This is a genomic window from Bhargavaea sp. GQ12, assembly GCF_059758705.1.
On record NZ_JCAXEU010000002.1, the window covers coordinates 161104 to 186628 of the forward strand.

A 25525-nucleotide genomic window follows, 5' to 3' on the forward strand; every position below is an offset into this window, starting at 1 on the left:
GAGCGATCATGATGGAGCACATCATTGAGGTCAACAGCCTCGTCAAATCATTCGGAGACAAACTCGCACTGAAAGATGTGGACTTCAGGGTCCGCAAGGGAGAGACAATCGGATTCCTCGGACCGAGCGGATCAGGCAAGACGACGACGATTAAAATCCTGACCGCGCAGCTCGCGGCGACGGCTGGCGATGTTCGGGTGTTCGGAGAGCCTGTCCACTTATTGAAAGACCCGTCACGCATGAAGAAGATCGGCATCCTGACCGATAACAGCGGCCTGTACGACCGGCTGACCGTCCAGGACAATCTGGCGCTTTATGCGGATCTGTACGACGTCGGAAAAGAGCGGATCCGCGAAGTGCTGGAGATGGTGAACCTTCTCGGCGAAGAAAAGACACCTGTCAAAAAGCTTTCCAAAGGGATGAAGCAGCGCGTCACACTCGCCCGGGCCATCCTTCATAAGCCGGCCCTCCTGTTCCTTGATGAGCCGACGTCAGCGCTTGACCCGACGACGACCAAGCATATCCATGAAGGGCTCCGCGAGCTGAACCGGGAAGGCACGACGATCTTTTTGACCACACACGATATGGATGAAGCGGAAGCACTGTGCGACCGGGTCGCCTTCCTCCATGATGGGGAGATTAAGCTGTTCGATACCCCGCAGAACCTGCGGACGATGTCCGGCAGCCCGACAATTTCTCTTTTACTAAAAGACAAGACAACTGTCACCGTAGAGCCAAATGAATCCGGAGCCGCTGCAATCGCCGGCTACATGGCAAGCGGAAACCTGCTGACGATCCACTCGAATGAGCCGACACTCGGCGACCTGTTCGTACAACTGACCGGGAGGAACCTATGATGACCACATTTTCGATGAAGCGTGTCAACGCAATTTTCGTGAAAGACTGGAAAGACCTTCAGCGCAACTCGTACGTGCTGTTCACGCTGGCCCTGCCCCTCTTCTTCGCTGCCTGGCTCGGGCGTATCGGCGCGGACAGCGCAGAAATGATTTCCTTCCCGATTGTCTTCGCCCTGGTCATCGCCGGTGCCTTTGTCCAGGCCGCGATGGTTGCGGAAGAAAAGGAAAAGAATACATTGCGCGGGTTGCTGCTGTCTCCGGCAAGCGTGGCAGAAGTGTTTATCGGGAAAAGCCTGCTGAGCGGGGTCATGACACTGGTTGTCGTGGCCGGATGCATCTGGCTTGCTGAATTCAGTGTCCCTTCCCTCCCCCTGTTTGCGCTTAGCATTGTCATCGCACTCGTCATCTTCCTCGCGATCGGCACGCTGCTCGGACTGCTGTCCCGAACAGTCATGGAAACAAGCATCATTGGTATGCCCGTCATGCTGATCTTCGGAATGTCCTCGATGTTCAAGTCGATGATTACGAATGAAGCGATTTTGACCGTGATGGATTACCTCCCGAATGAATTGCTGATGAACATCTGGGTTGGATTGGAAAACGGTGCTGCCGCCAGTGAATCGTTCCTGATCCTCACTGTATGGGCTGTAGTGTCAGTCGCAGCGACTGTGATTGTGTACCGTAAACGACGGATGGACTGATAGAGTGTAAGCCCCGGCATGTGAGTGCCGGGGTTTTATTATGGGGCTCAATATCGTCATTCGGGATGAAAGTTTCGTCATTCGGGACGGCAATCTCGTCATTCACGCCTCCGATTTCGTCATTCGCAAATTTCCAGGATGCAAATGACGAGATTTAGATGCTGAATGACGAAATTAAGCGGGGAATGACGAAACCTCCCGCTCTATACTTCCAGTTGAAAGCTTCCGCCATGCCGGAAGCTTTTCACCCACTAAATATGCCGTCCTCTATTTTTCACGTAATGGTCCTGCAAACTCCACTCCCCGTACGCCACAACGAGTCGCAAACGCTTCCATTATATTCACAATTAATCAGAATAAAAATACTTTTTGCAAGTCATTGACTTCCTTACTTTATCCCAGTAAAGTTAGTTTCAATTCTTGCACTAATCGAATATGCACATCTTTTCTTATCAAGAGAGACCGAGGGACAGGCCCTAGGACGTCTCGGCAGCGGACCCCACTCAGTGGAGGCACCGTGCTAATTCCTGCAGATGCCTGGTGCATCTGGAAGATGAGAAAAAGATGGCCTACCCGGTCCTCTTTTTCTCTTTATGAGATTAAGAGGATTTTTTCATTTCTGACAACAACAGGAGGTACGCCGGATGATTGAATTTAAACAAGTCTCCAAGACATTCCGGCTTGGAAAGCGTGAAGTACACGCGGTAAAGGATGTGTCGCTGAAAGTCGAGCAGGGCGACATCTACGGAATCATCGGCTTTAGCGGAGCCGGAAAAAGTACGTTGCTGCGGCTGGTGAACCTGCTGGAGCGGCCGAGTGAGGGCTCGATCGAAATCCAGGGCGTGAATGTCACGTCCCTCTCCGCCAAAGAGCTGAGAAAGCAACGCAGGAACATCGGGATGATCTTCCAGAACTTCAACCTGTTCAATTCGCGGACGGTTGCCGGGAATATCGCGTATCCGCTGAAGCTTGCCGGCACCCCGAAGCACGAGATCAACACCCGTGTGGAAGAGCTTCTCCGCTTCGTCGGCCTTGCGGACAAAGCGAAGGATTATCCGGATCAGCTGTCGGGCGGGCAAAAGCAGCGCGTCGGAATCGCGCGGGCGCTCGCAACCAACCCGGACATCCTGATCTGTGATGAGGCGACATCCGCGCTTGACCCGGATACGACGGCAGATGTGCTGCGCCTCCTGAAACAGGTCAACCGGGAGTTCGGGATCACGATCCTCCTGATCACTCACGAAATGGAAGTGATCCAGTCGGTCTGCACGAAAGTTGCCGTCATGGAGAATGGTGAAGTGATCGAGTCGGGCGGCGTGTTCGAAGTGTTCACGGATCCGCAACACACGACGACCAAGCGGTTCATTCATTCCGTCCAGCAGGACCTCCCTTCCCCGAATGTCCTCGCCGAGTGGCGGGAAGCCGGCGGCGGCAGGCTGTACCGCCTGCAGTTCAAAGGGCCTGTCGCGAACGAGCCGGTACTTTCGACGGTTACGGCAAAACACGGGATTACGTTCAACATCGTGTACGGATCCGTCCGGGAGCTTGAGGAGCGGCTGTTCGGAAATCTGATCGTCTCGTTCCTCGGCGATCCGGCGGACGTCGAAGCCGCCATCAAGGAAATTGCAACCCTGACAGACATCGAGGAGGTGCAGGAAATTGAACGTTGATTGGACATCCTTCTGGCCGCGGATCGTCGAAGCGACCGGCCAGACGATCACTATGGTCATCGCCACACTCATTTTCGGATCGATCCTCGGCATCATCATGGGGCTCCTCCTGTTTGTAACCCGCCAGAACAATATTCTGGAGAATAAATTCCTCTTTAACCTATTGAATATCGTAATCAATATCATCCGGCCGGTGCCGTTCATCATCTTCCTCGTTGCCATCTCGCAGGTGACACGCCTCGTGGTCGGCACGACGATTGGAACGGCGGCCGCGATCTTCCCGATGACGATCGTCGCAAGCTTTACAATCGCAAGGGTCGTCGAGAACAACCTCGTCAGCATCGACCCAGGCGTCATCGAAGCCGCGCAGGCTATGGGCGCAAGCCCGCTCCGGATCATTTTCACGGTCCTGATCCCGGAAGCGCTCGGACCACTCGTTCTCGGCCTGACGTTCGTCACGGTCACGCTGATCGACTTCTCGGCCGTTGCCGGAACGGTCGGCGGCGGAGGCCTCGGCCATATCGCGATGACCTACGGCTACCAGCGCTTTGACGCCAGCGTCATGATCGTCACCGTACTGATTTTGATCGTCCTCGTGCAGCTGGCACAGTGGCTCGGGAACACGCTCTCCAGGAAAATCATGCGGCGCTGATAAAAGCCGCCCCGCACGTATAAAACAAAAAGGAGTCTCTATTATGAAAAAAATCTGGATTCTGGCAATCGCCCTGATTGCCTCCCTCACCCTTGCGGCATGCGGCGGGGCAAGCGGAGAAAATGCGGACGGCGAAACCGTCAAAGTGAAGATCGGCGTAAACGGCGCGGACGGCGCACAATGGCCGATCCTGCAGGAAAAGGCAGCAAAAGAAGGCATCGAAATCAAACTGATCGAGTTCGCCGACTACACGCTTCCGAACAACGCCCTTGCCCAAGGGGACATCCAACTGAACGCCTTCCAGCACATCGCGTTCCTCGGCCAGTATGTCACTGAAAGCGGCAACGACATCATTCCGATCGGCTCCACGATGTTCGCACCGATGGGTCTGTATTCCGAGAAAATCTCTGACGTCTCCGAGCTGAAGGAAGGCGACAAAATTGCCATCCCAGATGACCCGTCCAACCAGGCACGCGCACTTCTTCTACTTGAAAGCGCCGGACTTATTACACTTGCTGACGACTTTGGCATGTTCGGTGACCCGTCCAAGATTGCGGATAACAAACTGAACCTCGATATCTTGCCGATGACTGCCCAGCAGACGCCGCGCGTCCTGCCTGACGTCGCCGCTTCGGTCATCAACAACGGCGTGGCCGGACAGGCCGGCTTCTCCCCTAAGGAAGATGCCATCTTCGTGGAAGATGAAACCGACGAAAACGTCCACCCTTACGTCAACATCATCGCGGCACGCGGTGAGGACAAGGATAATGAAACGTACAAGCGCATCGCAGAGCTTTACCAGGAAGAAGACATTGCCGAGGCTGTTAAAGAAGACACGAATGACGGATCCATCCTCGTCGAACTCAGCCAGGAAGAGCTGGACAAGGCATTTGAAGAACTGAAAAAGTAATCTTGAGTGGAGGGATCCGGAATGACCGTTGCACAGGATGCGAGAGGGAAGATTTGGGGATCAATCGAAGAGAATCGAGAGCGCTATATCGGAGTAAGCCATGACATCCATGCCCGCCCGGAAATCGGAAATGAGGAAGTGTACGCGAGCGGCCTGCTGTCCGCGCTGCTTGAGGAAGCCGGATTCACGGTTAAGCGGAATGTCGCCGGACACGAAACGGCATTCCATGCCGTGAAGGATAGCGGGAAAGAAGGTCCGACTGTCGCTTACCTGGCGGAATACGATGCGCTTCCGGGACTCGGACACGCCTGCGGACACAACATCATCGGAACGATGAGTGTCGCAGCAGGAATAGCCCTCGGGGAACGATTAGATGAAACCGGCGGACGGGTGGTCGTATTGGGCACTCCGGCCGAAGAAGGCGGCCCGAACGGCAGCGCGAAAGGAAGCTTTGTCCGCCACGGGTTCCTGGAGGATGTCGATGTCGCCATGATGATCCACCCGGGCGGTAAGACGGCTCCTACCGGCGAGACGCTTGCTGTCGATCCGCTTGATTTCCACTTCTACGGTCGCTCCGCGCACGCCTCCGGTTCTCCGGAAAAAGGCATCAATGCGCTGGATGCTGTCATCGGCCTGTTCAACGGCATTAACGCACTCCGCCAGCAACTGCCGAAAGATGTCCGGATCCACGGCATCATTACGCACGGCGGCGATGCACCGAATATTATTCCGGACTATGCCTCCGCCCGCTTCTATATCCGTGCGGAAACCTGGTCCCGGACCGAGGAAGTCGCGGCAAAAGTGCGTGCCGTCGCTGAAGGCGCAGCCCTCGCGACCGGCGCCACGGTCAAGATCGAACGGTTCCAAAATGAAGTCCGTGACTTTGTCCTGAACCGCGTTCTCGATGAAACGATCGGCCAGGAACTGTCGGCCGTCGGCGAGCACGTCATCGATGAAAAGCGTTCCGGCAAAGGCTCCACCGACGCCGGCAACATCAGCTATGCTGTTCCGACCGCCCACCCGCATATCAAGATCGGGCCGGAAGACCTGATCGGGCACACCAATGAATTCCGCGAAGCCGCCGCCTCCCCGGTCGGCGACGAAGCCCTCATCCGCGGCGCCAAAGCGATGGCTGCGGCGGGATACCGGCTGCTTACGGAAGAGCTGCTGCTCAAGAAGATTCAGGATGAGTTTGCAAGGGCACTTGCGGCTAAAGGTGAATAATTAGGTTGATGAGATCCCCCGCTATGGCTTTGGCCGTGGCGGGGGATTTTCGATTTGGGGTGGTTTCGTCATTCGGGGCGGCGGTTTCGTCATTCGGAGCTTTAATCTCGTCATTCGAGGCCGCAGCTTCGTCATTCAACCTCTCCCGGGACGCGAATGACGAAACTTTTCAGCTGAATGACGAGATTGGACGTGCGAATGACGAAATCATCGCCGACTATCGTTTCTGAATCAATGTGTTTCTGTTCAAGTGCCTCATTGGATCGAATCTGAATGCCCGTTTATTGGTGCTGCCGAGTACGTCCAGTTCAACACTATTCAAGTGGCGGTGTCCGGTAGATATGGAAGGTATTCCGGTGAACTCGCAGAATGTCCGTGTGGAAATGACCGGGTTGATCAGCAAAAAGTAATCGAGCAGGGCTTGTTGGTATGGATTACCCGCTGGAACGCCACAGGTGGGACATTCCAGCTTTCTTCTTGTCATCCATCTCAATTGACCATCACATTTTTCACACAGGAGACCTCTTTTGAACTCGTGCGGATTGACGTCATAGTGTTGATCAATCTGTATCCGTTCGGGCCCAAGCTCTTCTGCAAGAATCCGGCTGACAATCATGTTTGCCGGTGTACCGCCGGGATCGGCTGCTGACGCAATTTCACGCCTCAGTATATAGGGCAATTCCTTTACCGATACGAAAGGTGCGTTCTCCGGCAGTCCGATCCATGTATTGCGCGCGGCGAATGCCACCACTCCGCTAATCTTTTTCGTGAAGCCTCTTTGGCGAAGCCAATCGGTGAGACCTTCCTTCTGATCTCAAGTTGAATCATCGGGCAGTCGAACGTGAGAACTGAACCGTCTTCTTCGGTGCGTTCCAGCCTACGGGGGTTCTCAAGATAGTGAAGCGTCCCCTTGATCATCTTTGCCTCGATGATGACAATCCCGTTGTCTGTCACCAGCAAGGTATCAAACTGTGCCGCATAGGCTTCATTGATCCTGAGCCGGATATCCCGAAGGACCCACCAGTTGCCTGGCAGCCTCATGCTTTTCATGTATTGATCGACTTTCTGTTCCCCGCTATATCCCGCTTCCACTCTTTTAATCCGATCGGCAATCCAATCCCGTTCCGGGTGGTTCCGGTGCAGCCTGCGAAGCATGCTTTCCAACTGCAATAATTCCAATGGATATGGCCGCTCCTCCAAAGCGTTCCCTCCTTTAGGAGACCATATCATGCCTTGAGAAAGCGTGATACACAATCTGTTGAGATTGCGAATTGAAGCAGATTCCGATGACATTATTGAAATTTGTATTAGCCCTGAGGCCTAAAATTGAATTTCCTCGAGTTAAGGAAGCCACATTTGGCCCCTATTCACAGAACGGTTTCGTCATTCACTGTTAAAATCTCGTCATTCGGGTCCTTAATCTCGTCATTCACCGCCCCAGTCTCGTCATTCCCTCCCCACATTTAAAAACCCGCCGCTTCCCATTGGGGAAGTCAGCGGGTTCCATTATCTATTTAGCTAAGCACTTTCTCTTTCTTCGCAGCGATCTCCGCGGCCACATCTACGATCATGTCTTCCTGGCCACCGACGACTTTGCGCTTTCCGAGTTCGATCAGGATGTCGCGGGAGTCGATGTTGAACTTTTTGGCGGCCCGCTTGGCATGCAAGGCGAAGCTGGAGTAGACGCCGGCGTAGCCGAGTGTCAGGCTGTCTTTCGTGATTTCCTGAGGGCTCTGGAGAATCGGCGCTACGATGTCTTCAGCCAGGTCCATCATTTTGTACAGGTCGACGCCTGTTTCGATGCCCATCCGCTCCAGAACGGCGACGAGGACTTCCGTCTGGGTGTTGCCCGCTCCGGCGCCGAGGCAGCGGACACTTCCGTCGATGCGTGTCGCGCCTTCTTCTATTGCCGCAAGCGTGTTGGCCATGGCAAGCGACAGGTTGTTATGAGCGTGGAAGCCGACGTTGACGCCGATCGACTGCTTCAGTGCGCGGATGCGTTCGCGGACCTGCTCCGGAAGCAGGTAGCCGGCGGAGTCGACGACGTAGACGGTGTCCGCTCCGTAACTTTCCATGAGCTTGGCCTGCTCGACGAGTTTTTCAACCGGTGCCATATGCGCCATCATGAGGAAGCCGACCGTTTCCATGCCGAGTTCTTTGGCATAGGCGATATGCTGCGGGGACACATCCGCTTCTGTGACATGCGTGGCAACCCGTGCCATTTTCGCACCGAGACCCGCCGCTTCCTTGAGTTCGTGAAGTGTGCCGATGCCCGGAATGAGGAGTACCGCAATCTTGGATTTGTCGGCGACCGATGCCGCTGCCTCGATCAGTTCCATTTCATTCGTCCTGGACAGGCCGTACTGGAGGGATGAGCCGGCAAGGCCGTCCCCGTGAGACACTTCGATGTATGGCACGTTCGCGTCATTCAGCGCTTTTGTCACGTCAAGAACCTGGTCGACCGTGAACTGGTGGGAAATGGCGTGGCTCCCGTCCCGCAGGGCGACTTCGGTTAAAAGAATATCTCTTTGTTTTGTCATGGTCCGTTCCCCCTCAAACCGTTTGTTTCGCCAGGACGTTCTTGGCGAATTCTTCAGCGACTTTGACACCGGCAGCCGTCATGATGTCCAGGTTGCCTGCGTATTTAGGCAAGTAGTCCCCGGCGCCTTCCACTTCGACGAAGATCGTGACCTGGTTCCCGTCGAAAATCGGTTCCGTGCGGAGACGGTAGCCCGGAACATACGACTGGACGACATCCGTCATGTCCCCGATCGACTTTCGGATGGCCTGTTCGTCCATCTTGCCTTCCTCGACGAGCGTGTAGATCGTGTCCCGCATGAGGATCGGCGGTTCCGCCGGATTCAGGATGATGATTGCCTTGCCTTTTTTGGCGCCGCCGACTTTTTCGATCGCCCGTGAAGTGGTTTCCGTAAATTCATCGATATTGGCGCGCGTTCCAGGACCTGCGCTCAGGCTCGAAATTGTCGCGACGATCTCTGCATATTCAACTGGCGCGACCCTGTTGACCGCGTGGACCATCGGAATGGTCGCCTGGCCGCCGCAAGTGATGAGGTTGATGTTGTCCTTGTCCAGGTGCTCGTCCATGTTGACGGCTGCGCACACATACGGACCAATGGCGGCCGGCGTCATATCGATCACTTTCTTGCCCGCTTCTTGCAATACCTTTGCGTTGTACAGATGTGCTTTTGCGGAAGTCGCATCGAACACGATGTCCGCGAGTTCCGATTGCTCAAGGAATCCGTCGACGCCACTGTCGATCGCCGTATATCCGAGTTCCCGCGCGCGGCGCAGGCCGTCGGAATTCGGATCAATCCCGATTACTGCAGTTAGTTCCAATACGTCAGAGCGCCCCAGCTTGATCATCAGGTCGGTCCCGATGTTCCCGGAACCGAGAATTGCCACTTTTACTTTTGACACATGAATCTCCCCCTACCCATTCGTGTTTTCAAAGATTAGACTGTCTGCGGACTGCGGTAGCCCAGTGCGGCTGATATTTCGGATGCCGCCGCCGTGATTTTCCCGACCATTTCTGCAAAGCTTTCTTCATCCGCTCTCACTTTCGGGGCGGAGCAGCTGATTGAAGCGGTTACATTCCCCTGATGGTCAAAGATCGGTGCGGCGACGCACTTGAGGCCGAGCTCAATTTCTTCATCATCGACGGCATATCCCCTATTCCGGATGATTTTCAAGTGTTCCTTGACTGCGGCTTCGTCCGTCATGGTGTGCTGCGTGTGGGCGACCAGGTCTTCGGTAGTCAGCATTTTGTCGATCTGCTCCTCACTCTGATAAGCGAGGATCGCCTTGCCCACTCCCGTACAGTGGACGGGTGCGCGCTTTCCGACATGCGAGTAAATTGTCAGTGTCCTCGGACCTTCCAGCTTTTCCACGTAGACGACTTCTTCCCTTTCCATGACGGCCAGGTGGACGGTTTCGTGGAGCTCCTCCACCAAGCTCCGAATCAGCGGTGAAGCGATTTTCCGGATGTCCATGCTGCTGCCGACGACATTTCCCAGTTCAAACAGCTTGATGCCCAGCCGGTATTTCAGGCTTTCCGGGTCCTGCTGGAGGTATCCTCGGTGTTCCAGTGTTTTGATGATGCCATGGACGGTGCTTTTCGATAAGTCCAGCTTTCCGCTGATTTCCTTGATACTGAGTTCTGGTCCCGTAGCCATGAACAGCTCCAGGATATCGATCGCACGGTCCACCGACTGAATGATTTTCCCGGTCACTATCAACCTTCCCTTCTGTTGTTCGACATTGTCGAACACCGTTCGTGATTATTGATGATGTGTTTATCGTAATCCCTAAGCAGGTTCAATGTCAATGAATATTAAGAAAACTTTTCTAACAACAAAAAGACCTGCCTTCGATGATCGAAAGCAGGCACTTGCATGTATTAAATCAATTCAAACTGTCTGAAGCCCGTCCGGTCCGGGACATAATCAAGTGTCTTCCCCTTAAAGTAATGACGTTCTCCTTCATTCAGGAGAAAGCGGAAGCCCGCCACCGGAAACTTCTGATCACCGGGCTGCGCCGACTCAACCAGGGGCAATTTAAGGCTCAGCAAACAGCTTTTCCGCATCCCGAGACGGACATATTGGAAACCCGCGGCCTCAAACCGTTTTTCCAGCTCCGCCTTTGCCGCATCAGACACCGTAAACATCAATCGAATGCCTGATCGGGGTCTTTTGAATAGTTCAGGTCCCATGTGAATCCGTACCGGTCCTCCACCTTGGCGTATCTGGCGCCCCAGAATGTGTCCTGGAGCTCCATGATGCGGCGGCCCTCATCGAGGAGTGCATCATAAAGCCTGCGGATCTCTTCTTCTGATTCGCAGTCAATCAGGAGAGAAATACCACGCCGCGGGACTTCCGGTGCCGGCTCGGTCGAATCGGCCAGCATCAGCTGGAAATTACCGCGCTTCAGGTGACAGTGGATCACATAGTCTTCTGCACCCTCTGGCGTAGGAAAGTCTGAATCTCCATATGTCTGGATGCCGAGATTCTTCATACCGAACAGATCCGCATAAAATACGGCCGCTTCCTTGGCCCGGCCGTAGAACGTAAGATAAGGTGTGATACATTCTTTCATCTGGAAACCGCCCCGCTTTCTGATTTGTCCTCATTTATCATACCCGATTTTTGTGGAAGTGAGCCTGGTTTGCAGAAGGCAGCCAGCCGGCCAACCGATAATTGAAACCGCCCGCTTCTCCATCTGGGAAAGCGGGCGGTTCTTCACATGCATATCTTCAGCGTGTACAGGCGAATTCATATGAATTGGTTAGCGTGTTATGGATCGTCAGCTCCACCGTGCCGTCATTTTCCAGGCAGCCATCGGTCAGGACGCTAATTTCTTTCTTGGTGAAGTAATGCTGGGCGGCCAGGAGAAGCGCGACCACCAGAAGCAGCGTGGCTGCGATAAGGCCGATCATATGTCTTGTTTGGATCATTTGGGGTCCCTCCTCTTCTTTCCTTTTACGGTCCGGGGACAGGATAGGTTTCAGCGGATATTCTTTCCCGACTCCACTTTCTTCGGTTTGAGAAGAACGCCGGCCAATGTGATCAGACCTGCCACGATGAGCTTTTTCATTTTTTACACCACCCTGTTTTCCGGGTCGCGTCCTGACAAAACCGCTCCGATGTCTTCTGCGTTCATCCTCATCATGGCGAGCCTTGTCTTGACGCTTGCGCTACCGATATGCGGGAGTGCCGTCACGTTCGGCAGGGTGAGGAGCTTGTGGTCGGAACCAATCGGCTCGCCTTCGAAAACGTCCAGTCCTGCAGCCCAGATCCCTCCATTTTTCAGCGCTTCATATAGGGCATCTTCATCCACGATCCCTCCGCGTGAGGCGTTGACGAGGACGGCGGTGTTTTTCATCAGGCTGAGCTCGCGTTCGCCGATCATGCCACGGGTTTCGTCGGTTAGCGGCGTGAGAACGACGACGAAGTCGGACTTCGAAAGGAGGTCGTCCAGTTCCGCGTATCTGAAGCCGAACATCGACTCGGCTTCTGTTTTGCGGGTGCGGTTGTGATAGAGCACATCCATATCAAAACCGGCGGCGCGACGGGCGACGCCTTCCCCGATGCGGCCCATGCCGACAATTCCGAGTGTGGCACCGAAAATGTCCATGCCGGTGAAGCCCATCGGCGACCAGGACGTCCATTTCCCCTCGCGCAGGAACCGCTCCGCCTGACCGGTCTGGCGCGCGGCAGCGAGCATCAGCGTAAACGCAAGGTCCGCTGTCGTTTCAGTCAGGACACCCGGCGTATTTGTGACGCTGATTCCTCTTTCCTTAGCCGCCTCGATATCGATGTTGTTGTACCCGACGGCAAGGTTTGCAATCACTTCGAGATTCTCCCCCGCCTGAATCACCTCGCGGTCGACCGTGTCGGCCACATTTGTCCAGAGCGCATTCGCAGTCTTCGCCTTTTCAACCAGCACATCTTTCGACGGGATCTCGTCCTCACTGTGCCACATGTCCACGTCAAACATTTCCCGGAGCCCGGCGACGGATTGTTCCGGCAGCTTTCGTGTGATAAAGATTTTCTTCATTCCCCGCATCCCCTTTCACTGTGAAAAACCGCCGGAAACTGCATTCCGACGGTTTTGTTTAAGCGTTATTTTGCCGTGACGGCTTCCTTTTCCTCGGAGTGATCGTCCACGTCAACTTCCACCTCAAGCACCTCGACCTCATCGATCTGGTCAAGCAGACGGAGGAGGCGGCGGCGGTTGATCGTGCGACCCGCCTTTCGCAGCTCGAGCAGGATCCAGTCCGGATCCAGAACATCTTCCTGCTCCATCAGATGGCGCATCAGGGCGATGTCCTCGCGGTCACGGTCCGACAGCTTGTTTTCCGGCCGGTTTACGTAGTTGTAGTAGCCGCTTTCCGATACATCGAGCGTCAGGCAGAGCCGGCGAACCTTGTGCTCGTCCTTCATCTCATGGATCGCATCAAAACGCTCATTCTTCTTGACGTCGATCATCGATGTGAATTTCTTCAGAATCTCGTTTTCCTCCCGCAGCCGGCGAACTTCGCGCTCCAGGTCGCGGAGCCGGCGGTTCGGGTCAATGCCCGGGGATTTTGGCTGGCGGCCGCGCTTTTTCGGGATGAGGCCCTCCTCGCCGGATTCCTCATAGGCATCTAGCCAGTTTTTCAGCGTATTCGGGTGGACGCCGAACTCACGCGCGACCGCTCCCTTTTTCCGCTTCTTTTCCAGGACTTCATTCACCGCCCGGAGTCTTTCCTCGAACGTTTTTTGTGGTTTTGCTTCTTTATCTTCCATCACATTAGCCGCCATGCGCATTTCCCCCTTGAACAAATTATCATTGACGCAATTATAACAAATTTATGATGTCCATTGTCCATAGTTAAAGGAGGAAATTGCATATTTTCTGTAGAAAAATGGTTTGATTTAAAGGGATTACAGGTCGTCGAAGCCGTTTAAGTCACTTGTCTTCGTGTATTGCCTGGAGGTCTGTTCAAAAAAGTCTGTTTTTGTATCATCAAAACTGTCAACATAAGCACGGATCCATTTCATCGGATTATCGATGTGTTCCGGATACAACTCGGACAGGCCGAGCATCCTCAGCATTTTGTTAGCCCTATATTTAATGTAGCCTTCCATCTCCACCAAATCGATGCCGTCCACACCGTCCAGCACATATCGGCTCCACAGCGTCTCTTGTTCGACCGAGTGACGGTATGCATCATAGATCCATTCGGTGAATGCCGGCGTATTCAGGTCTGGATTCTCCCCCATCGCCGCGCGGAACACATCACTCATCGCCTTCCCGTGCTCGAGCTCGTCACGGTTGATGTAACTGATCATTGTCGACGTCCCGACCATCTTCCCGTTTCGCGCAAGATTGTAGAAGAAAGCGAAGCCGGAATAAAAGAACAGGCCTTCCAGAAGCGTCGTATACACCATCGCCTTAAGTGCAGTTTCCGCAGTCGGCCGGATCGCGAACTCATTGTAGACCTCGGCGATGCGCTCGTTCCGCTTCAGAAGCACCGGGTCATGCCGTCCGGTTTCAAAAGATTTCACCTGGTTGTCGAAGGTCGTGACCGAACTCAGGACATACGCGTAGCTGTGGTTGTGCTCACTTTCCTGGTCGGCGATCGTCGCGAACAACGATTTGACGGAAGGGTCGGTCACATAATTCGCGAGCTTTGCTGCGACATCCGTCTGCGGCCCATCCAATGTCGCCAGCAGGCCGATAATCTTCAGAAACGCCTCCCGTTCTTTTGGGGAGAGGTTCGGAAACTGCTTGACGTCTTGTGTCATGTCCACCTCATTCGCGGTCCAGAACAAGGATCGGATCCGCTGGCGGAGTTTATAAAAATGAGGGTATTTCAGGTCGTTCCAGTTCAGAATACCGCTCGCCTCCCCGCCGAAGATCGCCGTCGCCCGGTTCGGATTGACCGGGTCCAGCACCTTCACGCGGGTAAGCAGTTGGGCCGATTGTGTCGTCATGGATAGTGACTCCTCTCTAATGTTAAGGTGTATCAAATCAATTATCTGGCCGAGCGAGCGCTCAATTGGCCATCCAGACACTCTGCAACGCGGGATGTCCATTCCCGCACGCTTTCCTCCTGCCCGCCGCGGGGGCTCTGTTCAACCTTGAGCGGCGGCAACAGGGAATCATAGAAACGGGCCAGTTTGACGGCGGCCCGGCAGAAAAGCGCATCACCGCCGAGTTGTGTGTCGCCGGTTCCGAAGATGAACGTATTTGGCGGTTTATAGCCCACGTCCAGGATAAAGTCCTTCACTTCCTCAGGAACACTGCCCTCTGCCCAGGTGAATGAGCCTAATATTAGCGCGTCATACGCGGAAACATCGGGGGCTGGCTCACCTCCGATCCAATGAAAACTGACGGAATGGTCCGCCTCCTCAATGAAATCGGCGATCAGCTCAGCCGCTTCCTTCGTGTTGCCGCTGTATGTGGCGTAGGCGATCAGCACGTCCATATGCGACCCTCCCTTGGTGGTGCGCCGACCATATACTTAACTCTCAGCCCGAGAATCTTAACACTCACGGACCTAATCTTAACTCTCAGAAATGTTCACGACTGGCACCATTCGCACTCCTCCACGTCACTCGCCGTGGAGCGCGTGTAGTAGGTCGTCTTCATCCCCGACTTCCATGCCTGCAAATGGAGATCCAGCAGGACACTGGCGCGGATGGTATTCGGGACATATAAATTGAATGAGATCGACTGGTCGATGTGACGCTGGCGGGCGGCGTTTTGCCGGACGCTCCAGCGCTGGTCGACGATATAGGCGGAGCGGCGGTAGACGTCGTATGTCCGGTGATCAAGGTCCGGCGCCACAACCGGGAGTTTGTAGTCTTTCTTTTCCTCGTGATAAAACGGCTTGAAGACAGGATCAATCGATGCGGTGGAGCCGGCGATAACGGATGTCGAGGAGTTCGGGGCAACAGCCATCATATAGCCGTTGCGAACGCCGTTCCTTCCGACTTCCTCTTTGAGCGACTCCCAGCGCTCTCCTTTATATCCGCGGCGCTCGAAGTAGGTGCCGGTCTGCCAATCCGACCCGAAAAAGAGCGGATACGCGCCCTTCTCCCCGGCCAGTTTCGCGGACGCCTTGATTGTGTGGTAGGCAATGTCTTCATATAGCTTGTCTGCGAACTCCACAGCTTCCTCCGACTCCCACTGGATGTTGTTCTGTGCAAGCAGGTGATGCCAGCCGAATGTGCCAAGGCCGATGCCGCGGTAGCGGCTGTTCGTCACCTGCGCCTGCAGGACGGGGATTTTATTCAGGTCAATGACGTTATCGAGCATGCGGACCTGGATGTCGATGAGTCTGCCGAGCACACCCGCCGGAACCGCTTTACCAAGGTTGATGGACGAAAGATTACACACAACAAAGTCACCTGGCGTACGGCGGCTGACAATCACTCCGTCTTCCAGCACTTCCTGTGATGCGCTCGTCGCGCTCATGTTCTGCGCGATTTCCGAGCACAGGTTGGACGAGTAGATGATGCCCTCATGCTTGTTCGGGTTCATCCGGTTCACCTCGTCCCGGTAAAACATGAACGGCACGCCTGTCTCGAGCTGGCTGCGCATGACGCGCTTCATAATATCGATCGCCGGCACCTTTACAAAATGGATATCCGGGTGCGCAACGCATTCTTCATACCGCTTGCGGAACGAACCGCTCCCCCGCTCTTCGTCGTAGAAGTCTTCAAGCGACCAGCCCATGACGGTGCGCACTTCATGCGGGTCGAACAGATACCAGTCGCCACGCGCATCGACCTGTTCCATGAACAGATCAGGCAGACAGACACCGGTGAAGATGTCATGGGCACGGAGGCGCTCGTCACCGTTGTTCAGTTTCAGGTCCAAGAACGTGAGGATGTCCTTGTGCCAAACATCAAGATAAACGGCGACCGCGCCTTGCCGTTGGCCGAGCTGATCCACGGAAACGGCTGTGTTGTTCAGCTGCTTGATCCACGGTAGGACGCCGGATGATGCGCCCTTGAAACCTCGGATTGCGGCGCCCCGGGAGCGGACTTTCCCCATGTAAACGCCGATCCCGCCGCCGTATTTGGACAGGTTTGCGATGTCCGTGTTCGAATCATAGATGCCCTGTAGCGAATCGTCGACAGTGTCAATAAAGCAGGATGACAGCTGGCCGTGCGGCTTTCCGGCATTCGCGAGCGTCGGCGTCGCGACGGTCATATAGAGATTTGATAGTGCCCAGTAGGCTTCCTCGATTTTTCCGAGCCGGTCTTCCGTTTCGTTCCTCATCAGCGTCATCGCGATAACAAGCCAGCGCTCCTGTGGCAACTCAACCGGCTTTTTATTGAAATCAGTGGCCACATAGCGGTCTGTGAGTGTCTTCAGGCCGGTGTACGTGAACAGCCGGTCGCGTGACGGATCGAGAAACGTACCGATTTCCCGGAGCTCGCGTTCAGAGTATTGCTCGGTGAGCGCGGATGAGTAGAAGCCGGCTTCAGCCTGTGTGCGGACATGGTGAGCGAAGTCGCCGTAGACTTCCTCTCTGCCTCGGCGCTCCTGCTGCTCGCGGTAAAGTTGAGCGAGCAAAATGCGTGCCGCGACATCCGTCCAATACGTTTCCGATTCATCCACCCGGCCAAGCGACTCGCGAATGAGGTGTTGCGAAAGGGACGGTCCGCTATAGCCCTCTGCCGCTCGGAGCAGCGGGGCGATTTTATCTGCTGTGAATTCCTGTTCCAGTGCGGATAGGATGTCGAGCTGATCTGTCTGTTTGGTGATGACCATGGATATTCCTCCTTAGTGGTTATGGCGATACGAAATGTTGTGTTGCCGGCGTGAAATCTGGGGTTGCGGTCGCGAATTGGCATCTTGCCGGCGTGAAATTCGGAGCTGCGGTCGCAAACTGGCGCGGTGCCGGCGCGAAACCGGTCTTCAGACGCGCAAAAGCCCCGTCCGAAGAAAGAATTCTTCGGCGGGGCTTCCGCTGTTTGCGTGTGGGTAATGGAGGATCGGGCCCGGGGATGAATGAAGAGATGAATAAAAGATATGAATGGCCGGCGCCCGTTCGCATCCACCTCTCAACCCCCGAAGAAAGTGTCGCTTGCCGATGGGTGGCAGGTCTACTGGCTCGCGCTTCTTCCTTCCGCCGGCCTTCCCGCAGCATCAGCTGCAGTGGCTTTTTCGGCGGTCGTCGGCGCTTACAGTTGCGGGGACAGCTCCGGATTTTCCGGATTCCCTTTTAAACCGCGATCGGTACCAACCCATCGTTACTACAATATATTGTGTTGTTAATGCTCATATAGCCTAACATATTGTGTTTTAAACGTGAATAGGACGAAAGGCTACGAAATTTGGCGAAGCGTGTCATCCACACACGGATTCTACTATAACAGACATATCACTCCCGGCAAGGGCGTTCGTTTATTCCACCAATTTCAGCCCTACCGCAGCCCCGAGGATCATCAAAATAAATAATACCCTCCGCCAATCTTTGGATTCTCCGTAGAGCCACATGCCGGCAAGTGCTCCGCCGGATGCGCCGATCCCTGTCCAGATGGCGTAGGCGGTGGACATAGGAAGGAACTTCATGGCGTACGCGAGCAGGATGAAACTGCCACCGAATGCACCGACCAGCAGCAGGAACGATTTGGCGTTGCGTTCCCGGTTGAGCCGGTTGATGCTCAGAACCCCGGCAGTTTCAAACAGACCGGCGGCGATCAGTGAGAGCCATGCCATTCTTTTTCCCCTCCTTCATCCGTGACGAATTTCAGGCCGATCACGCCTGAGCAAGACGGCGATCAGGATCAGTTTGGCCGGGTTGACCGGCACACTGAACAGGATGATCTCGGCGATGACAGTTCCTGCCGCGCCGAGTCCTACGAAGACGGCATACGCAGTGCCGACAGGAAGTGTACGACTAGCAACGATCATCAGATAGAAGCTCACCCAGATGGCCACTGCGGTTCCAAGCCATTCTATGGCGCTGTCCGCGTGCTTGAGTCCGATCACCCAGCCGACTTCAAAGACAGATGCGACAATGATTTTTCCCCAGTCTTTCATGTGGTTGTCCTCCTCTTTTGATTTCCTCACCCTCTCGGATCGGCACCCTGTCCAAACAAAAAAGCCCGGGAGCATGCTGATCCGACAGCATCTCCCAGGCTTTTATCCTTCCGTGGCACGGCAATTATTGCCGTGAGCCCCCTCTCGGACCAGACCGGCGAACTCGGCGCCGCGGAACCCTAGGGGACTTGTTCGTATGAGGTTGGTTTCATTATAGCAAATCGGCCGCGGGCGGCAACTCTCGGGCTTGGAGTCGCGAGAGTACAGTAAGCGCGCGTGAAAGTACACAATCGGGTGATGAAAGTACAGTATCGGCACACGAAAGTACACCATCGGCCCTTGAAAGTACACCATCGGCTCTTGAAAGTACAGCAAGCTCCCCCACCCCTCAGACGAGGCTCGCCTCCGCAACCCGTGCGTACCGGTTTTCCTTGAACGGCAGGCCGAGATGATTGCGCAGGGTCACACCTTCATAATCCTCCCGGAACAGGCCGCGCTCCCTGAGGATCGGAACGACTCCGTCCACAAAACTCTCGAGAAGACCCGGCAGGTTGGCGATCAGCATGAATCCGTCTGCCGCAGCAGTCCGGTACCACTCTTCAATCCGGTCGGCCACTTGTTCCGGTGTTCCGATAAACGGAGTTTTCGGTGCGGCTTCTCGCATGGCCGCTTCCCTTAAAGTGAGGCCGTCCAGGCGGGCGCCTCTGATGATGCGCTCGGTATCGCTCTGGAATCCGTTCTCGCCCAGTCCGCCCAAATCCGGGAACGGCGCGTCCGGATCATATTGGGTGAAATCATGATGGTCGAAGTGGCGGCCGAGGTCGGCGAGCGCTTCATCCAGCGAGACGGTGGCGGTAAGCTCTTCGCGGATGCGGAACGCTTCTTCCTCCGTCTCAGCGACGATCGGGCTGATGCCCTGGATAACGAGCAATTCGTCCTGGTTCCTGCCGGCACGTATCGTCCGCTTTTTCATATCCCCATAATATTCGCGGGCTGCGCCGATCTCCCCGTCGATTGCAAACACCACTTCCGCCGTGTCCGCCGCAAACCTGCGCCCGTCCTCCGACTTGCCTGCCTGGAAGACGACTGGCTGACCTTGCGGTGACCGGGCGATGTTGAGCGCTCCTTGGACTGAGAAAAACTCCCCGTTATGATCCGCTTCGTGCAACTTGTCCGGATCAAAGAAGTCGCCGCTCGCCTTGTCGCGCACAAACGCATCATCTTCCCAGGAATCCCACAGTTTCTGAACCACTTCGGTGAATTCGGCGGCCATCCGGTAGCGGATACTATGCTCCGGGTGCATGTCCCGGCGGTGACCGAAGTTAAGCGAGGTGCCGCCAAGGCCTGTCGTGACAGCGTTCCATCCTGCACGCCCCCCGCTCAGCATATCGAGTGAGGCCAGCTGCCGGGCTGCAGTGTAGGGCTCGCTGTACGTGGTCGAAACCGTCGCGACGAGCCCGATCCGGGAAGTAACAGCCGCTAGCGCGGACAAAATTGTGAGCGGTTCGAAGCGGTTCAGATAGTGGGGAGCCGACTGTGGGGTGATGTACATCGCGTCCGCGACAAAGACAAAATCGAAATTCCCACGTTCCGAAACAAGAGCCTGTTCCTTATAGAAATCAAGGCTGACACTGGCATCAGACGGGATTGTAGGGTGCCGCCAGTCCGTCCGGCGTTCCCCCGCTCCGTGAATCATCGTCCCCAGAATCATTCCTTTTCCCATGATGCATACCTCCCGGATGATATTGGCTTCATCATACCGCCTTTCTTTACAGGTGTAAAGACACCTTTTACTGGACAATTTCCGACTTTATTTCCCGGGAAATGTCGAAAACGCCCTTTCCACGTCGGGAAAAGGCGTCTCATTTAAAGTGCGGCCTGTATTGTTTTCCGGTAGTAGCCGATGGTGAGTACGGCGAAAACAAGATAGATCAGGGCGTAGGCAATCATCGCGATGGTGACAGGCAGTGTGATATCAGTTGACGTGAACAAGAACGATACAGATTTTATGGCGAACACCGAGTGGACAAGGCCCATCAGCAGCGGAATTCCAAAGACGAATGCCTGCTTTCGGCGGATGCCTTTCATGATTTCGCCGGTCTTGAATCCGAGCTGGCGGAGTGTTGTGTAACTGCGCTTTTCCTGTTCGGCCTCGCTCATCTGCTTGAAGTACAGGATGCTGCCGGTTGATACGAGGAACGCGAGGCCGAGGAAGCCGGTGATGAAGATCATGATGCCGTTGTATGACAATGATTCCTTATAGGTGGAATAGAAATCGAGGGTCATTTCTTCCCTGTAGTTTTTGAAGATAGCGGAGGCTTCTGCAAGGTCACCCTTGTCATCCAGATTAAAAGCGACAAGCGGACGCTGGGACTCTGCCGGAGCCGCTTCCTTGATGCGGTCGAATGTTTCACCATTCAAAGTCAGCTGAGTATAAACTCCCGCATAACCGCTTGCCACTTCCTGTGTACCGATGGAAGTGACGTTCAGTTTCTCCGTTCTTCCTTCCACAGCGACAGAAGCCCCAATCGGAAAGACTTCTTTGGTTAGAAGCCAGGAAATCCCATTATTATGGATCGTCGCTTCTCCTGTTTCCGGCTCTTCGATGTCGAGTCCTGCCGCTTTCAGCTCCCGTGTATCAAATACGAGCAGCTCGACCGTGTTCCCTTCCCAATTCAGAAGATCCGGCAGATTTTCCCCGCTTAATGCACCGGTCAGCTCCAGATAAGTGATGGGCTGTTGGGTGTATCCGATGCCTGCACTGTCCAAGTCTTCGGCGAACTGTGCGGCTGTTTCCGCAGAAGTTCCCTCTTTTCCTTCTCCTACTTCGTCAATCAGAAAGTCATGCGGAACCCTTACGCGCGTTTCCTGCTCGGTTGTGTAATACATCGAATAGGCAAATCCAGCCATGGCGAGAGTCATCGCGGACAACGTCGTGATGACGGTGAGCGACTTTGCATTGGCTTTCATCCGGTGCATGAGCGGTGCGAGGGACAAGGCGCCGGCAAGACCGATATGCCCATTCTGATTTTTCCTGACGAGAGTCATCAGCCAGCCGATCGTCACACGGAAGGCGATGTAAGTTCCGACTATGACGAGCATGAGGACAAGCAGCATATTGAAAAACAGGAACGCGGTCATCATATATTCAGAGTTGACGAACCAGTAGCCGAAGCCGATCATGCCGACGCCCAGGATTCCGAGAAGTGCCGACAGGACTGGCTTTGGCTGCTTCGGATGTTCATCCTTTTTATCATCATTGAACAGATCGATCAGCTGCGAGCGGCGGACTTTCCAGAACATACGGAACGATGTGATGACGATCAGGACAGCAAACACTGCCGCGGTCTGGAGAAACGCCGCTCCGCTGAATGACAGGTTGACGAACCCGTCATAGCCGACGAGTTTCATGAGGAGCAGTAAGAACAGCCTGGAGACGAGCATCCCCGCTCCGATGCCGACGATGAAGGCACCGGCACCGAGCAGGATATTCTCGATGATGAGGAGACGCGATACCGCGCCTTTTGTCAGGCCGACCAGCTGATAAAGCCCGATTTCCCGGCTCCGGCGCTTCAGGAACAGGTCATTCGCATAGGTCACGAAGATGATGAGGATCCCGAACAGCAGGACAGTCGCTGCCTGAAAGCCGGATGCCATCTTCGCCGACAGGTCGGTCTGTTCCACGACAGCCGAATCATGCTGGAGCGTCGAGAAGATGAAAAATAGCGTAACGCCGAAGATCAGCGCGAAAAAGTACAGATAGTAATGCTTCAGGTTTTTCCGCATGCTGCGGATCACGAGGTCAACGAGCGTCAACGCGGTCACCTCCGAGCACAGCCTGCATGTTCAGGATGTCCTGGAAAAATGCCTGGCGCGCCTTGTCACCGCGGTACAGCTCGGAGTACATCGCGCCGTCCTTCAGGAAGATGACACGGCTGCAGTAGCTGGACGCGACCGCATCGTGAGTGACCATCATGATCGTTACGCCGCGTGATTTGTTGACGTCTTCCAGCGTGCCGAGAAGTGCCGAGGCCGACTTGGAGTCGAGCGCTCCTGTCGGCTCATCTGCGAACACCATCGACGGATGGTTGACGAGCGCACGCGCCGCGGACGTCCGCTGTTTTTGCCCGCCGGAGATTTCATGCGGGTATTTGTGGCCATGCTCCTTGATGCCAAGGATGCCCGCGATGTCGTTGAACTGCTCCTCGGCCGCCTTTTTCGAAAGCCCGCCTAGGGACGCCGGAAGAAGGATGTTTTCTTTGACCGTGAGCGTATCCAGCAGGTTGTAGTCCTGGAAAATGAATCCGAGCTTGTCGCGGCGGAACGTCGACAGCTGCGCATCCTTCATCTTCGATGTTTCCTGTCCGTCGATCGTGATTGTGCCTGATGTCGGACGGTCGATCGTCGCGAGCACATTCAGAAGTGTCGTCTTCCCCGCTCCCGACGGTCCCATGATTCCGACAAACTCCCCTTCACGTACTTGGAGATTAATCCCTTTTAGCACTTCGGTAGAATTCAGTTTAGAACCGAACGATTTGCGGATCTGATGCGCCTGCAGTACCGTGCGGCCTTGTATATGGTTGGTGTTTGTCACCATGATGATTCCTCCCGGCGGCGGGATTCATAGCCCCGCCCAATTTGTTGAGTTTATCATAACGCGCACAGACGACTGCGGTCGTTCGATATTGGTTACAATCAAGGTGGCGCAAGTGACGATTCTGTAAGGTTGAGCGTGCAAGGCGGAATGAAACGGGACATTCGCGCCGGGCATCGGGATATTCATGATATAATTTGGTGAATTATATAGACTCAAAAGGAATGGCCGGAAGCCATGCGACCGCATTTTCACGTTATGCCTTCAACAGTGTTGCACGAATAGCGCTCATAAAAGGAGAGATTCAAACATAACCAACATTACCCCGTTCCTCATGTTCCAGGAAGCCAACGCAGAGGAAGCAATGAACTTCTACACATCGCTCTTCAAAAACTCCGAGATCACCAACATCGTCCGTTATGGCCCGGATGTTCCTGGCGGCGAAGAAGGCACTGTTATGCTTGCGACATTCACATTGAACGGCCGTGAATTCAAGTGCATTGACAGCAGCATCCGCCACCAGTTCGACTTCACCCCGTCATTCTCGATTTTCGTGGACGTCGACACCGAAGAGGAAATCGACCATCTGTACAGCAAGCTAGCAGAAGGCGGTATGGAACTCATGGCACTCGGCAACCACGGATTCAGCCGGAAATTCGGCTGGGTAAATGATAAGTACGGTGTGTCCTGGCAGATCAATTTGCCATGAGCGTTCGACAGGGATAATTCGTCACTTTCAGGGGTGGATTCGTCACTTTCGGAGGCCGGTTCGTCACTTTCAGGAACTGTTTCGTCACTTTCAGCTACGCATTCATCACTTTCGCATAAAAACTGTACGATCTATCGGCTTTTCCCCATCAAAAAAGGGACGCATCGCGCGTCCCTTTTGTCATGCTTCGATATAGAAAAGATATTCCTGGCCGGACTTCTCTGGTTCTTTGGCGAGTTTATAGCCGGCGGTGACGACTTCTTCCGGAACGTTGCGGAATGAGCCGGGGCAGTCGGTGACGACGTGGAGGACCTGGCCCTTCTGCATTTCTTCGAGAGCGTCAAGTGTGTAGATGACCGGGTACGGACAGGATTCGCCGCGCAGGTCGAGTGTGAAGTCAGCTGACAATTCGTTTCTCCCCTTTCGGTAGGATCAGTGTGCCGCGTTTGTGTTTCGAGTAGAGGTCGACGAACAGATAGCACGCGGTTAGCATCGTGAGCGTGGCGGTGATCGCCCATACCGGGCCCATCGCCGGGATGAGGTTCAACTTCTCGCCGCCTGCAACAAGCAGGTTGTAGACGCCGAGGTGATCCCAGGCAAAGGCGAGCGCCGTGACGCCGATGAGGTTTCCGGCGAAGACGAACAGGTACAGCACCTGGCCTTCCATGAGGCGGTACATCATTCCGGTCTCGCAGCTGCTGGCAAGGACGATGCCCAGCCCGAACAGGAAGCCGCCGACGAATGTGCCGATGGAGGTGACCTGGGTGATCGGCGTCATGCCGGTATTCGCGATGATGATGATTGTCAGCACCGAGCTGATCGCCATGGCGATTACAATCGCCTTTGCCATAAGCGTGCGGCCGGTGATCCACAGGTCTCGGAATGCTGACGTAAAGCAGATCTGGCCGCGTTCGATCAGGATGCCGAAGAAGGCGCCAAAGATCGCTGCGGTGCCGAGAAGCGGACGGCCGGTCATGAAGAACCAGACGATCAGAGCTGCGTAAAGCAACGCGATCAGGCCGCCGACATACGGCTGGATGACCCGCTTTTCCTTTGCGGTTACCGGTGCCGGGCCGCCTTTCATGAGCTTCGGCTTCCCTTTCCACCATTTGGTCTTGGCGACCTTCACGCCCAGGAACGTTCCGAATCCCGTCGCGACGATGAAGATCCACGAGTGGAACGAGAACTGCGGGACGCCGGTAAAGAACGCAGCAAGGTTGCAGCCCATCGCAAGGCGTGCGCCAAACCCGGCGATCGTTCCGCCGATCAGGCCCTGTACGTAGCGTCGCTTCTGCTTCGGCTTGCGGATCTTGAAGTTATTGGCGAGAAGGACGGTGATCAATGCTCCGATCAGCATGCCCCAGACGATCCAGCCGTCGGAGCGGGCGAACGTCGAGCCTTCCAGATGAACCAGGTCAAAATAGGCCCAGGTCGATGTATCCACGCCGAAGAACTCAACGACATGCCCGCCGAGCCGCGTGAACTCGCCGGTCACCGCCCACACCGTGCCGGTGAGCCCGAAGTAGGCCGCACTGAAGATGCCGGCCGCCACCAGCGCCATAACCGGGTTCCAATACTGGCCGAACGCCCGATTGTAGAGGATTTTCATGATAAGGACTCCTTCTATTCTACTGAAAAAAAGACGGA

General features: G+C 55.0%; 26 protein-coding genes, 1 pseudogene and 3 riboswitches. Of the genes and pseudogenes, 8 read left to right on the top strand and 19 right to left on the bottom strand.

Going from position 1 to position 25525, the window contains the following annotated elements; all coding sequences use genetic code 11:
* The first annotated feature begins 11 nt into the window (after positions 1 to 11).
* From AC6CHQ_RS02560 to AC6CHQ_RS02590, 7 genes are all read left to right on the top strand, one after another.
* On the top strand, positions 12 to 857 hold the full coding sequence (locus AC6CHQ_RS02560; RefSeq protein WP_498080797.1) for an ABC transporter ATP-binding protein: 846 nt from the start codon (positions 12 to 14) through the stop codon (positions 855 to 857).
* Positions 857 to 1558, top strand: a complete 702-nt coding sequence (locus AC6CHQ_RS02565) for an ABC transporter permease (RefSeq protein WP_498080798.1) — start codon at positions 857 to 859, stop codon at positions 1556 to 1558. The genes AC6CHQ_RS02560 and AC6CHQ_RS02565 overlap by 1 nt, the downstream gene beginning before the upstream one ends.
* Before the next feature lie 446 nt (positions 1559 to 2004).
* Positions 2005 to 2118: riboswitch (SAM riboswitch) on the top strand.
* An 84-nt stretch (positions 2119 to 2202) separates the two neighbouring features.
* Positions 2203 to 3228: a methionine ABC transporter ATP-binding protein gene (locus AC6CHQ_RS02570; RefSeq protein WP_498080799.1), complete on the top strand. Its 1026-nt coding sequence runs from the start codon at positions 2203 to 2205 to the stop codon at positions 3226 to 3228.
* Entirely contained in the window at positions 3218 to 3880 is a 663-nt protein-coding gene (locus AC6CHQ_RS02575; protein ID WP_092050296.1) for a methionine ABC transporter permease, read from the top strand. Before AC6CHQ_RS02570 ends, AC6CHQ_RS02575 begins: the two co-directional genes overlap by 11 nt.
* A gap of 43 nt (positions 3881 to 3923) precedes the next feature.
* Positions 3924 to 4790, top strand: coding sequence for a MetQ/NlpA family ABC transporter substrate-binding protein (locus tag AC6CHQ_RS02580; protein WP_498080800.1), 867 nt, complete (start codon positions 3924 to 3926; stop codon positions 4788 to 4790).
* Between the two features lie 21 nt (positions 4791 to 4811).
* Positions 4812 to 6014, top strand: coding sequence for a M20 family metallopeptidase (locus AC6CHQ_RS02585; RefSeq protein WP_498080801.1), 1203 nt, complete (start codon positions 4812 to 4814; stop codon positions 6012 to 6014).
* Between the two features lie 23 nt (positions 6015 to 6037).
* On the top strand, positions 6038 to 6244 hold the full coding sequence (locus AC6CHQ_RS02590; protein WP_498080802.1) for a hypothetical protein: 207 nt from the start codon (positions 6038 to 6040) through the stop codon (positions 6242 to 6244).
* A gap of 454 nt (positions 6245 to 6698) precedes the next feature.
* On the opposite strand, the gene AC6CHQ_RS02595 is transcribed toward AC6CHQ_RS02590, so the two are convergent.
* The 17 genes and pseudogenes from AC6CHQ_RS02595 to AC6CHQ_RS02675 form a co-directional block, all read right to left on the bottom strand.
* Entirely contained in the window at positions 6699 to 7214 is a 516-nt protein-coding gene (locus AC6CHQ_RS02595; protein WP_498080803.1) for a nuclease-related domain-containing protein, read from the bottom strand.
* A 314-nt stretch (positions 7215 to 7528) separates the two neighbouring features.
* A complete protein-coding gene (gene dmpG, locus AC6CHQ_RS02600) occupies positions 7529 to 8554 on the bottom strand; it encodes a 4-hydroxy-2-oxovalerate aldolase (RefSeq protein ID WP_498080804.1) in 1026 nt (341 codons plus the stop codon).
* Positions 8555 to 8567: 13 nt separating this feature from the next.
* Entirely contained in the window at positions 8568 to 9452 is an 885-nt protein-coding gene (locus tag AC6CHQ_RS02605) for an acetaldehyde dehydrogenase (acetylating) (protein ID WP_498080805.1), read from the bottom strand.
* Between the two features lie 35 nt (positions 9453 to 9487).
* The gene (locus tag AC6CHQ_RS02610) at positions 9488 to 10264 is read right to left on the bottom strand and encodes an IclR family transcriptional regulator (protein WP_498080806.1); all 777 of its coding nucleotides are present in this window, start codon (positions 10262 to 10264) and stop codon (positions 9488 to 9490) included.
* A 167-nt stretch (positions 10265 to 10431) separates the two neighbouring features.
* Complete coding sequence (locus tag AC6CHQ_RS02615) at positions 10432 to 10698, bottom strand: iron-sulfur cluster biosynthesis (RefSeq protein ID WP_498080807.1); 267 nt, start codon at positions 10696 to 10698, stop codon at positions 10432 to 10434.
* Complete coding sequence (locus AC6CHQ_RS02620; RefSeq protein WP_498080808.1) at positions 10698 to 11126, bottom strand: VOC family protein; 429 nt, start codon at positions 11124 to 11126, stop codon at positions 10698 to 10700. Before AC6CHQ_RS02620 ends, AC6CHQ_RS02615 begins: the two co-directional genes overlap by 1 nt.
* Before the next feature lie 157 nt (positions 11127 to 11283).
* A complete protein-coding gene (locus AC6CHQ_RS02625; RefSeq protein WP_498080809.1) occupies positions 11284 to 11484 on the bottom strand; it encodes a hypothetical protein in 201 nt (66 codons plus the stop codon).
* Between the two features lie 143 nt (positions 11485 to 11627).
* Complete coding sequence (locus tag AC6CHQ_RS02630; protein ID WP_498080810.1) at positions 11628 to 12587, bottom strand: 2-hydroxyacid dehydrogenase; 960 nt, start codon at positions 12585 to 12587, stop codon at positions 11628 to 11630.
* Positions 12588 to 12652: 65 nt separating this feature from the next.
* Positions 12653 to 13333, bottom strand: a complete 681-nt coding sequence (locus AC6CHQ_RS02635; protein WP_177168266.1) for a transposase — start codon at positions 13331 to 13333, stop codon at positions 12653 to 12655.
* Positions 13334 to 13456: 123 nt separating this feature from the next.
* Positions 13457 to 14509: a ribonucleotide-diphosphate reductase subunit beta gene (locus AC6CHQ_RS02640; RefSeq protein WP_498080811.1), complete on the bottom strand. Its 1053-nt coding sequence runs from the start codon at positions 14507 to 14509 to the stop codon at positions 13457 to 13459.
* Positions 14510 to 14550: 41 nt separating this feature from the next.
* Positions 14551 to 15003 carry a flavodoxin gene (locus tag AC6CHQ_RS02645; RefSeq protein ID WP_498080812.1) on the bottom strand — a complete coding sequence of 151 codons (453 nt, stop codon included), beginning with the start codon at positions 15001 to 15003 and terminating at the stop codon, positions 14551 to 14553.
* 95 nt (positions 15004 to 15098) lie between these two features.
* The gene (locus AC6CHQ_RS02650) at positions 15099 to 17300 is read right to left on the bottom strand and encodes a ribonucleoside-diphosphate reductase subunit alpha (RefSeq protein WP_498080813.1); all 2202 of its coding nucleotides are present in this window, start codon (positions 17298 to 17300) and stop codon (positions 15099 to 15101) included.
* 311 nt (positions 17301 to 17611) lie between these two features.
* A riboswitch (cobalamin riboswitch) is annotated at positions 17612 to 17791 on the bottom strand.
* 145 nt (positions 17792 to 17936) lie between these two features.
* Positions 17937 to 18251 (bottom strand): DMT family transporter, encoded by a 315-nt coding sequence (locus AC6CHQ_RS02655; RefSeq protein ID WP_498080814.1) that lies wholly within the window; start codon positions 18249 to 18251, stop codon positions 17937 to 17939.
* Positions 18233 to 18575, bottom strand: a pseudogene (locus tag AC6CHQ_RS02660) (DMT family transporter). The gene AC6CHQ_RS02655 and the pseudogene AC6CHQ_RS02660 overlap by 19 nt, the downstream one beginning before the upstream one ends.
* A gap of 89 nt (positions 18576 to 18664) precedes the next feature.
* Positions 18665 to 18769, bottom strand: a riboswitch (guanidine-I (ykkC/yxkD leader).
* 194 nt (positions 18770 to 18963) lie between these two features.
* Positions 18964 to 20298, bottom strand: a complete 1335-nt coding sequence (locus AC6CHQ_RS02665; protein WP_498080815.1) for an LLM class flavin-dependent oxidoreductase — start codon at positions 20296 to 20298, stop codon at positions 18964 to 18966.
* A 143-nt stretch (positions 20299 to 20441) separates the two neighbouring features.
* Positions 20442 to 22400 (bottom strand): ABC transporter permease, encoded by a 1959-nt coding sequence (locus tag AC6CHQ_RS02670; protein WP_498080816.1) that lies wholly within the window; start codon positions 22398 to 22400, stop codon positions 20442 to 20444.
* A complete protein-coding gene (locus tag AC6CHQ_RS02675) occupies positions 22378 to 23172 on the bottom strand; it encodes an ABC transporter ATP-binding protein (protein WP_251239530.1) in 795 nt (264 codons plus the stop codon). The genes AC6CHQ_RS02670 and AC6CHQ_RS02675 overlap by 23 nt, the downstream gene beginning before the upstream one ends.
* Positions 23173 to 23479: 307 nt before the next feature.
* On the opposite strand from AC6CHQ_RS02675, the gene AC6CHQ_RS02680 reads away from it, so the two are divergent.
* On the top strand, positions 23480 to 23878 hold the full coding sequence (locus tag AC6CHQ_RS02680; protein WP_251239529.1) for a VOC family protein: 399 nt from the start codon (positions 23480 to 23482) through the stop codon (positions 23876 to 23878).
* Positions 23879 to 24058: 180 nt separating this feature from the next.
* On the opposite strand, the gene yedF is transcribed toward AC6CHQ_RS02680, so the two are convergent.
* Both yedF and yedE read right to left on the bottom strand, forming a co-directional pair.
* Complete coding sequence (gene yedF / locus AC6CHQ_RS02685) at positions 24059 to 24286, bottom strand: sulfurtransferase-like selenium metabolism protein YedF (protein ID WP_498080817.1); 228 nt, start codon at positions 24284 to 24286, stop codon at positions 24059 to 24061.
* Positions 24276 to 25487, bottom strand: coding sequence for a selenium metabolism membrane protein YedE/FdhT (gene yedE / locus AC6CHQ_RS02690; protein WP_498080818.1), 1212 nt, complete (start codon positions 25485 to 25487; stop codon positions 24276 to 24278). The genes yedF and yedE overlap by 11 nt, the downstream gene beginning before the upstream one ends.
* Positions 25488 to 25525 lie beyond the last annotated feature (38 nt).

Excerpts from the sequence above, each read along its gene's own strand:
- dmpG (WP_498080804.1), bottom strand. The coding sequence starts at position 8,554 with ATGACAAAACAAAGAGATATTCTTTTAACCGAAGTCGCCCTGCGGGAC.
- AC6CHQ_RS02650 (WP_498080813.1), bottom strand. The coding sequence starts at position 17,300 with ATGGTCATCACCAAACAGACAGATCAGCTCGACATCCTATCCGCACTG.
- AC6CHQ_RS02655 (WP_498080814.1), bottom strand. The coding sequence starts at position 18,251 with ATGGCATGGCTCTCACTGATCGCCGCCGGTCTGTTTGAAACTGCCGGG.
- yedE (WP_498080818.1), bottom strand. The coding sequence starts at position 25,487 with ATGAAAATCCTCTACAATCGGGCGTTCGGCCAGTATTGGAACCCGGTT.
- AC6CHQ_RS02615 (WP_498080807.1), bottom strand. The coding sequence starts at position 10,698 with ATGTTTACGGTGTCTGATGCGGCAAAGGCGGAGCTGGAAAAACGGTTT.
- AC6CHQ_RS02580 (WP_498080800.1), top strand. The coding sequence starts at position 3,924 with ATGAAAAAAATCTGGATTCTGGCAATCGCCCTGATTGCCTCCCTCACC.
- AC6CHQ_RS02665 (WP_498080815.1), bottom strand. The coding sequence starts at position 20,298 with ATGGGAAAAGGAATGATTCTGGGGACGATGATTCACGGAGCGGGGGAA.
- AC6CHQ_RS02560 (WP_498080797.1), top strand. The coding sequence starts at position 12 with ATGGAGCACATCATTGAGGTCAACAGCCTCGTCAAATCATTCGGAGAC.
- AC6CHQ_RS02630 (WP_498080810.1), bottom strand. The coding sequence starts at position 12,587 with ATGAAGAAAATCTTTATCACACGAAAGCTGCCGGAACAATCCGTCGCC.
- AC6CHQ_RS02565 (WP_498080798.1), top strand. The coding sequence starts at position 857 with ATGACCACATTTTCGATGAAGCGTGTCAACGCAATTTTCGTGAAAGAC.
- AC6CHQ_RS02640 (WP_498080811.1), bottom strand. The coding sequence starts at position 14,509 with ATGACGACACAATCGGCCCAACTGCTTACCCGCGTGAAGGTGCTGGAC.
- AC6CHQ_RS02585 (WP_498080801.1), top strand. The coding sequence starts at position 4,812 with ATGACCGTTGCACAGGATGCGAGAGGGAAGATTTGGGGATCAATCGAA.
- AC6CHQ_RS02675 (WP_251239530.1), bottom strand. The coding sequence starts at position 23,172 with ATGGTGACAAACACCAACCATATACAAGGCCGCACGGTACTGCAGGCG.
- AC6CHQ_RS02590 (WP_498080802.1), top strand. The coding sequence starts at position 6,038 with ATGGCTTTGGCCGTGGCGGGGGATTTTCGATTTGGGGTGGTTTCGTCA.
- AC6CHQ_RS02620 (WP_498080808.1), bottom strand. The coding sequence starts at position 11,126 with ATGAAAGAATGTATCACACCTTATCTTACGTTCTACGGCCGGGCCAAG.
- AC6CHQ_RS02625 (WP_498080809.1), bottom strand. The coding sequence starts at position 11,484 with ATGATCCAAACAAGACATATGATCGGCCTTATCGCAGCCACGCTGCTT.
- AC6CHQ_RS02570 (WP_498080799.1), top strand. The coding sequence starts at position 2,203 with ATGATTGAATTTAAACAAGTCTCCAAGACATTCCGGCTTGGAAAGCGT.
- AC6CHQ_RS02635 (WP_177168266.1), bottom strand. The coding sequence starts at position 13,333 with ATGGCGGCTAATGTGATGGAAGATAAAGAAGCAAAACCACAAAAAACG.
- AC6CHQ_RS02645 (WP_498080812.1), bottom strand. The coding sequence starts at position 15,003 with ATGGACGTGCTGATCGCCTACGCCACATACAGCGGCAACACGAAGGAA.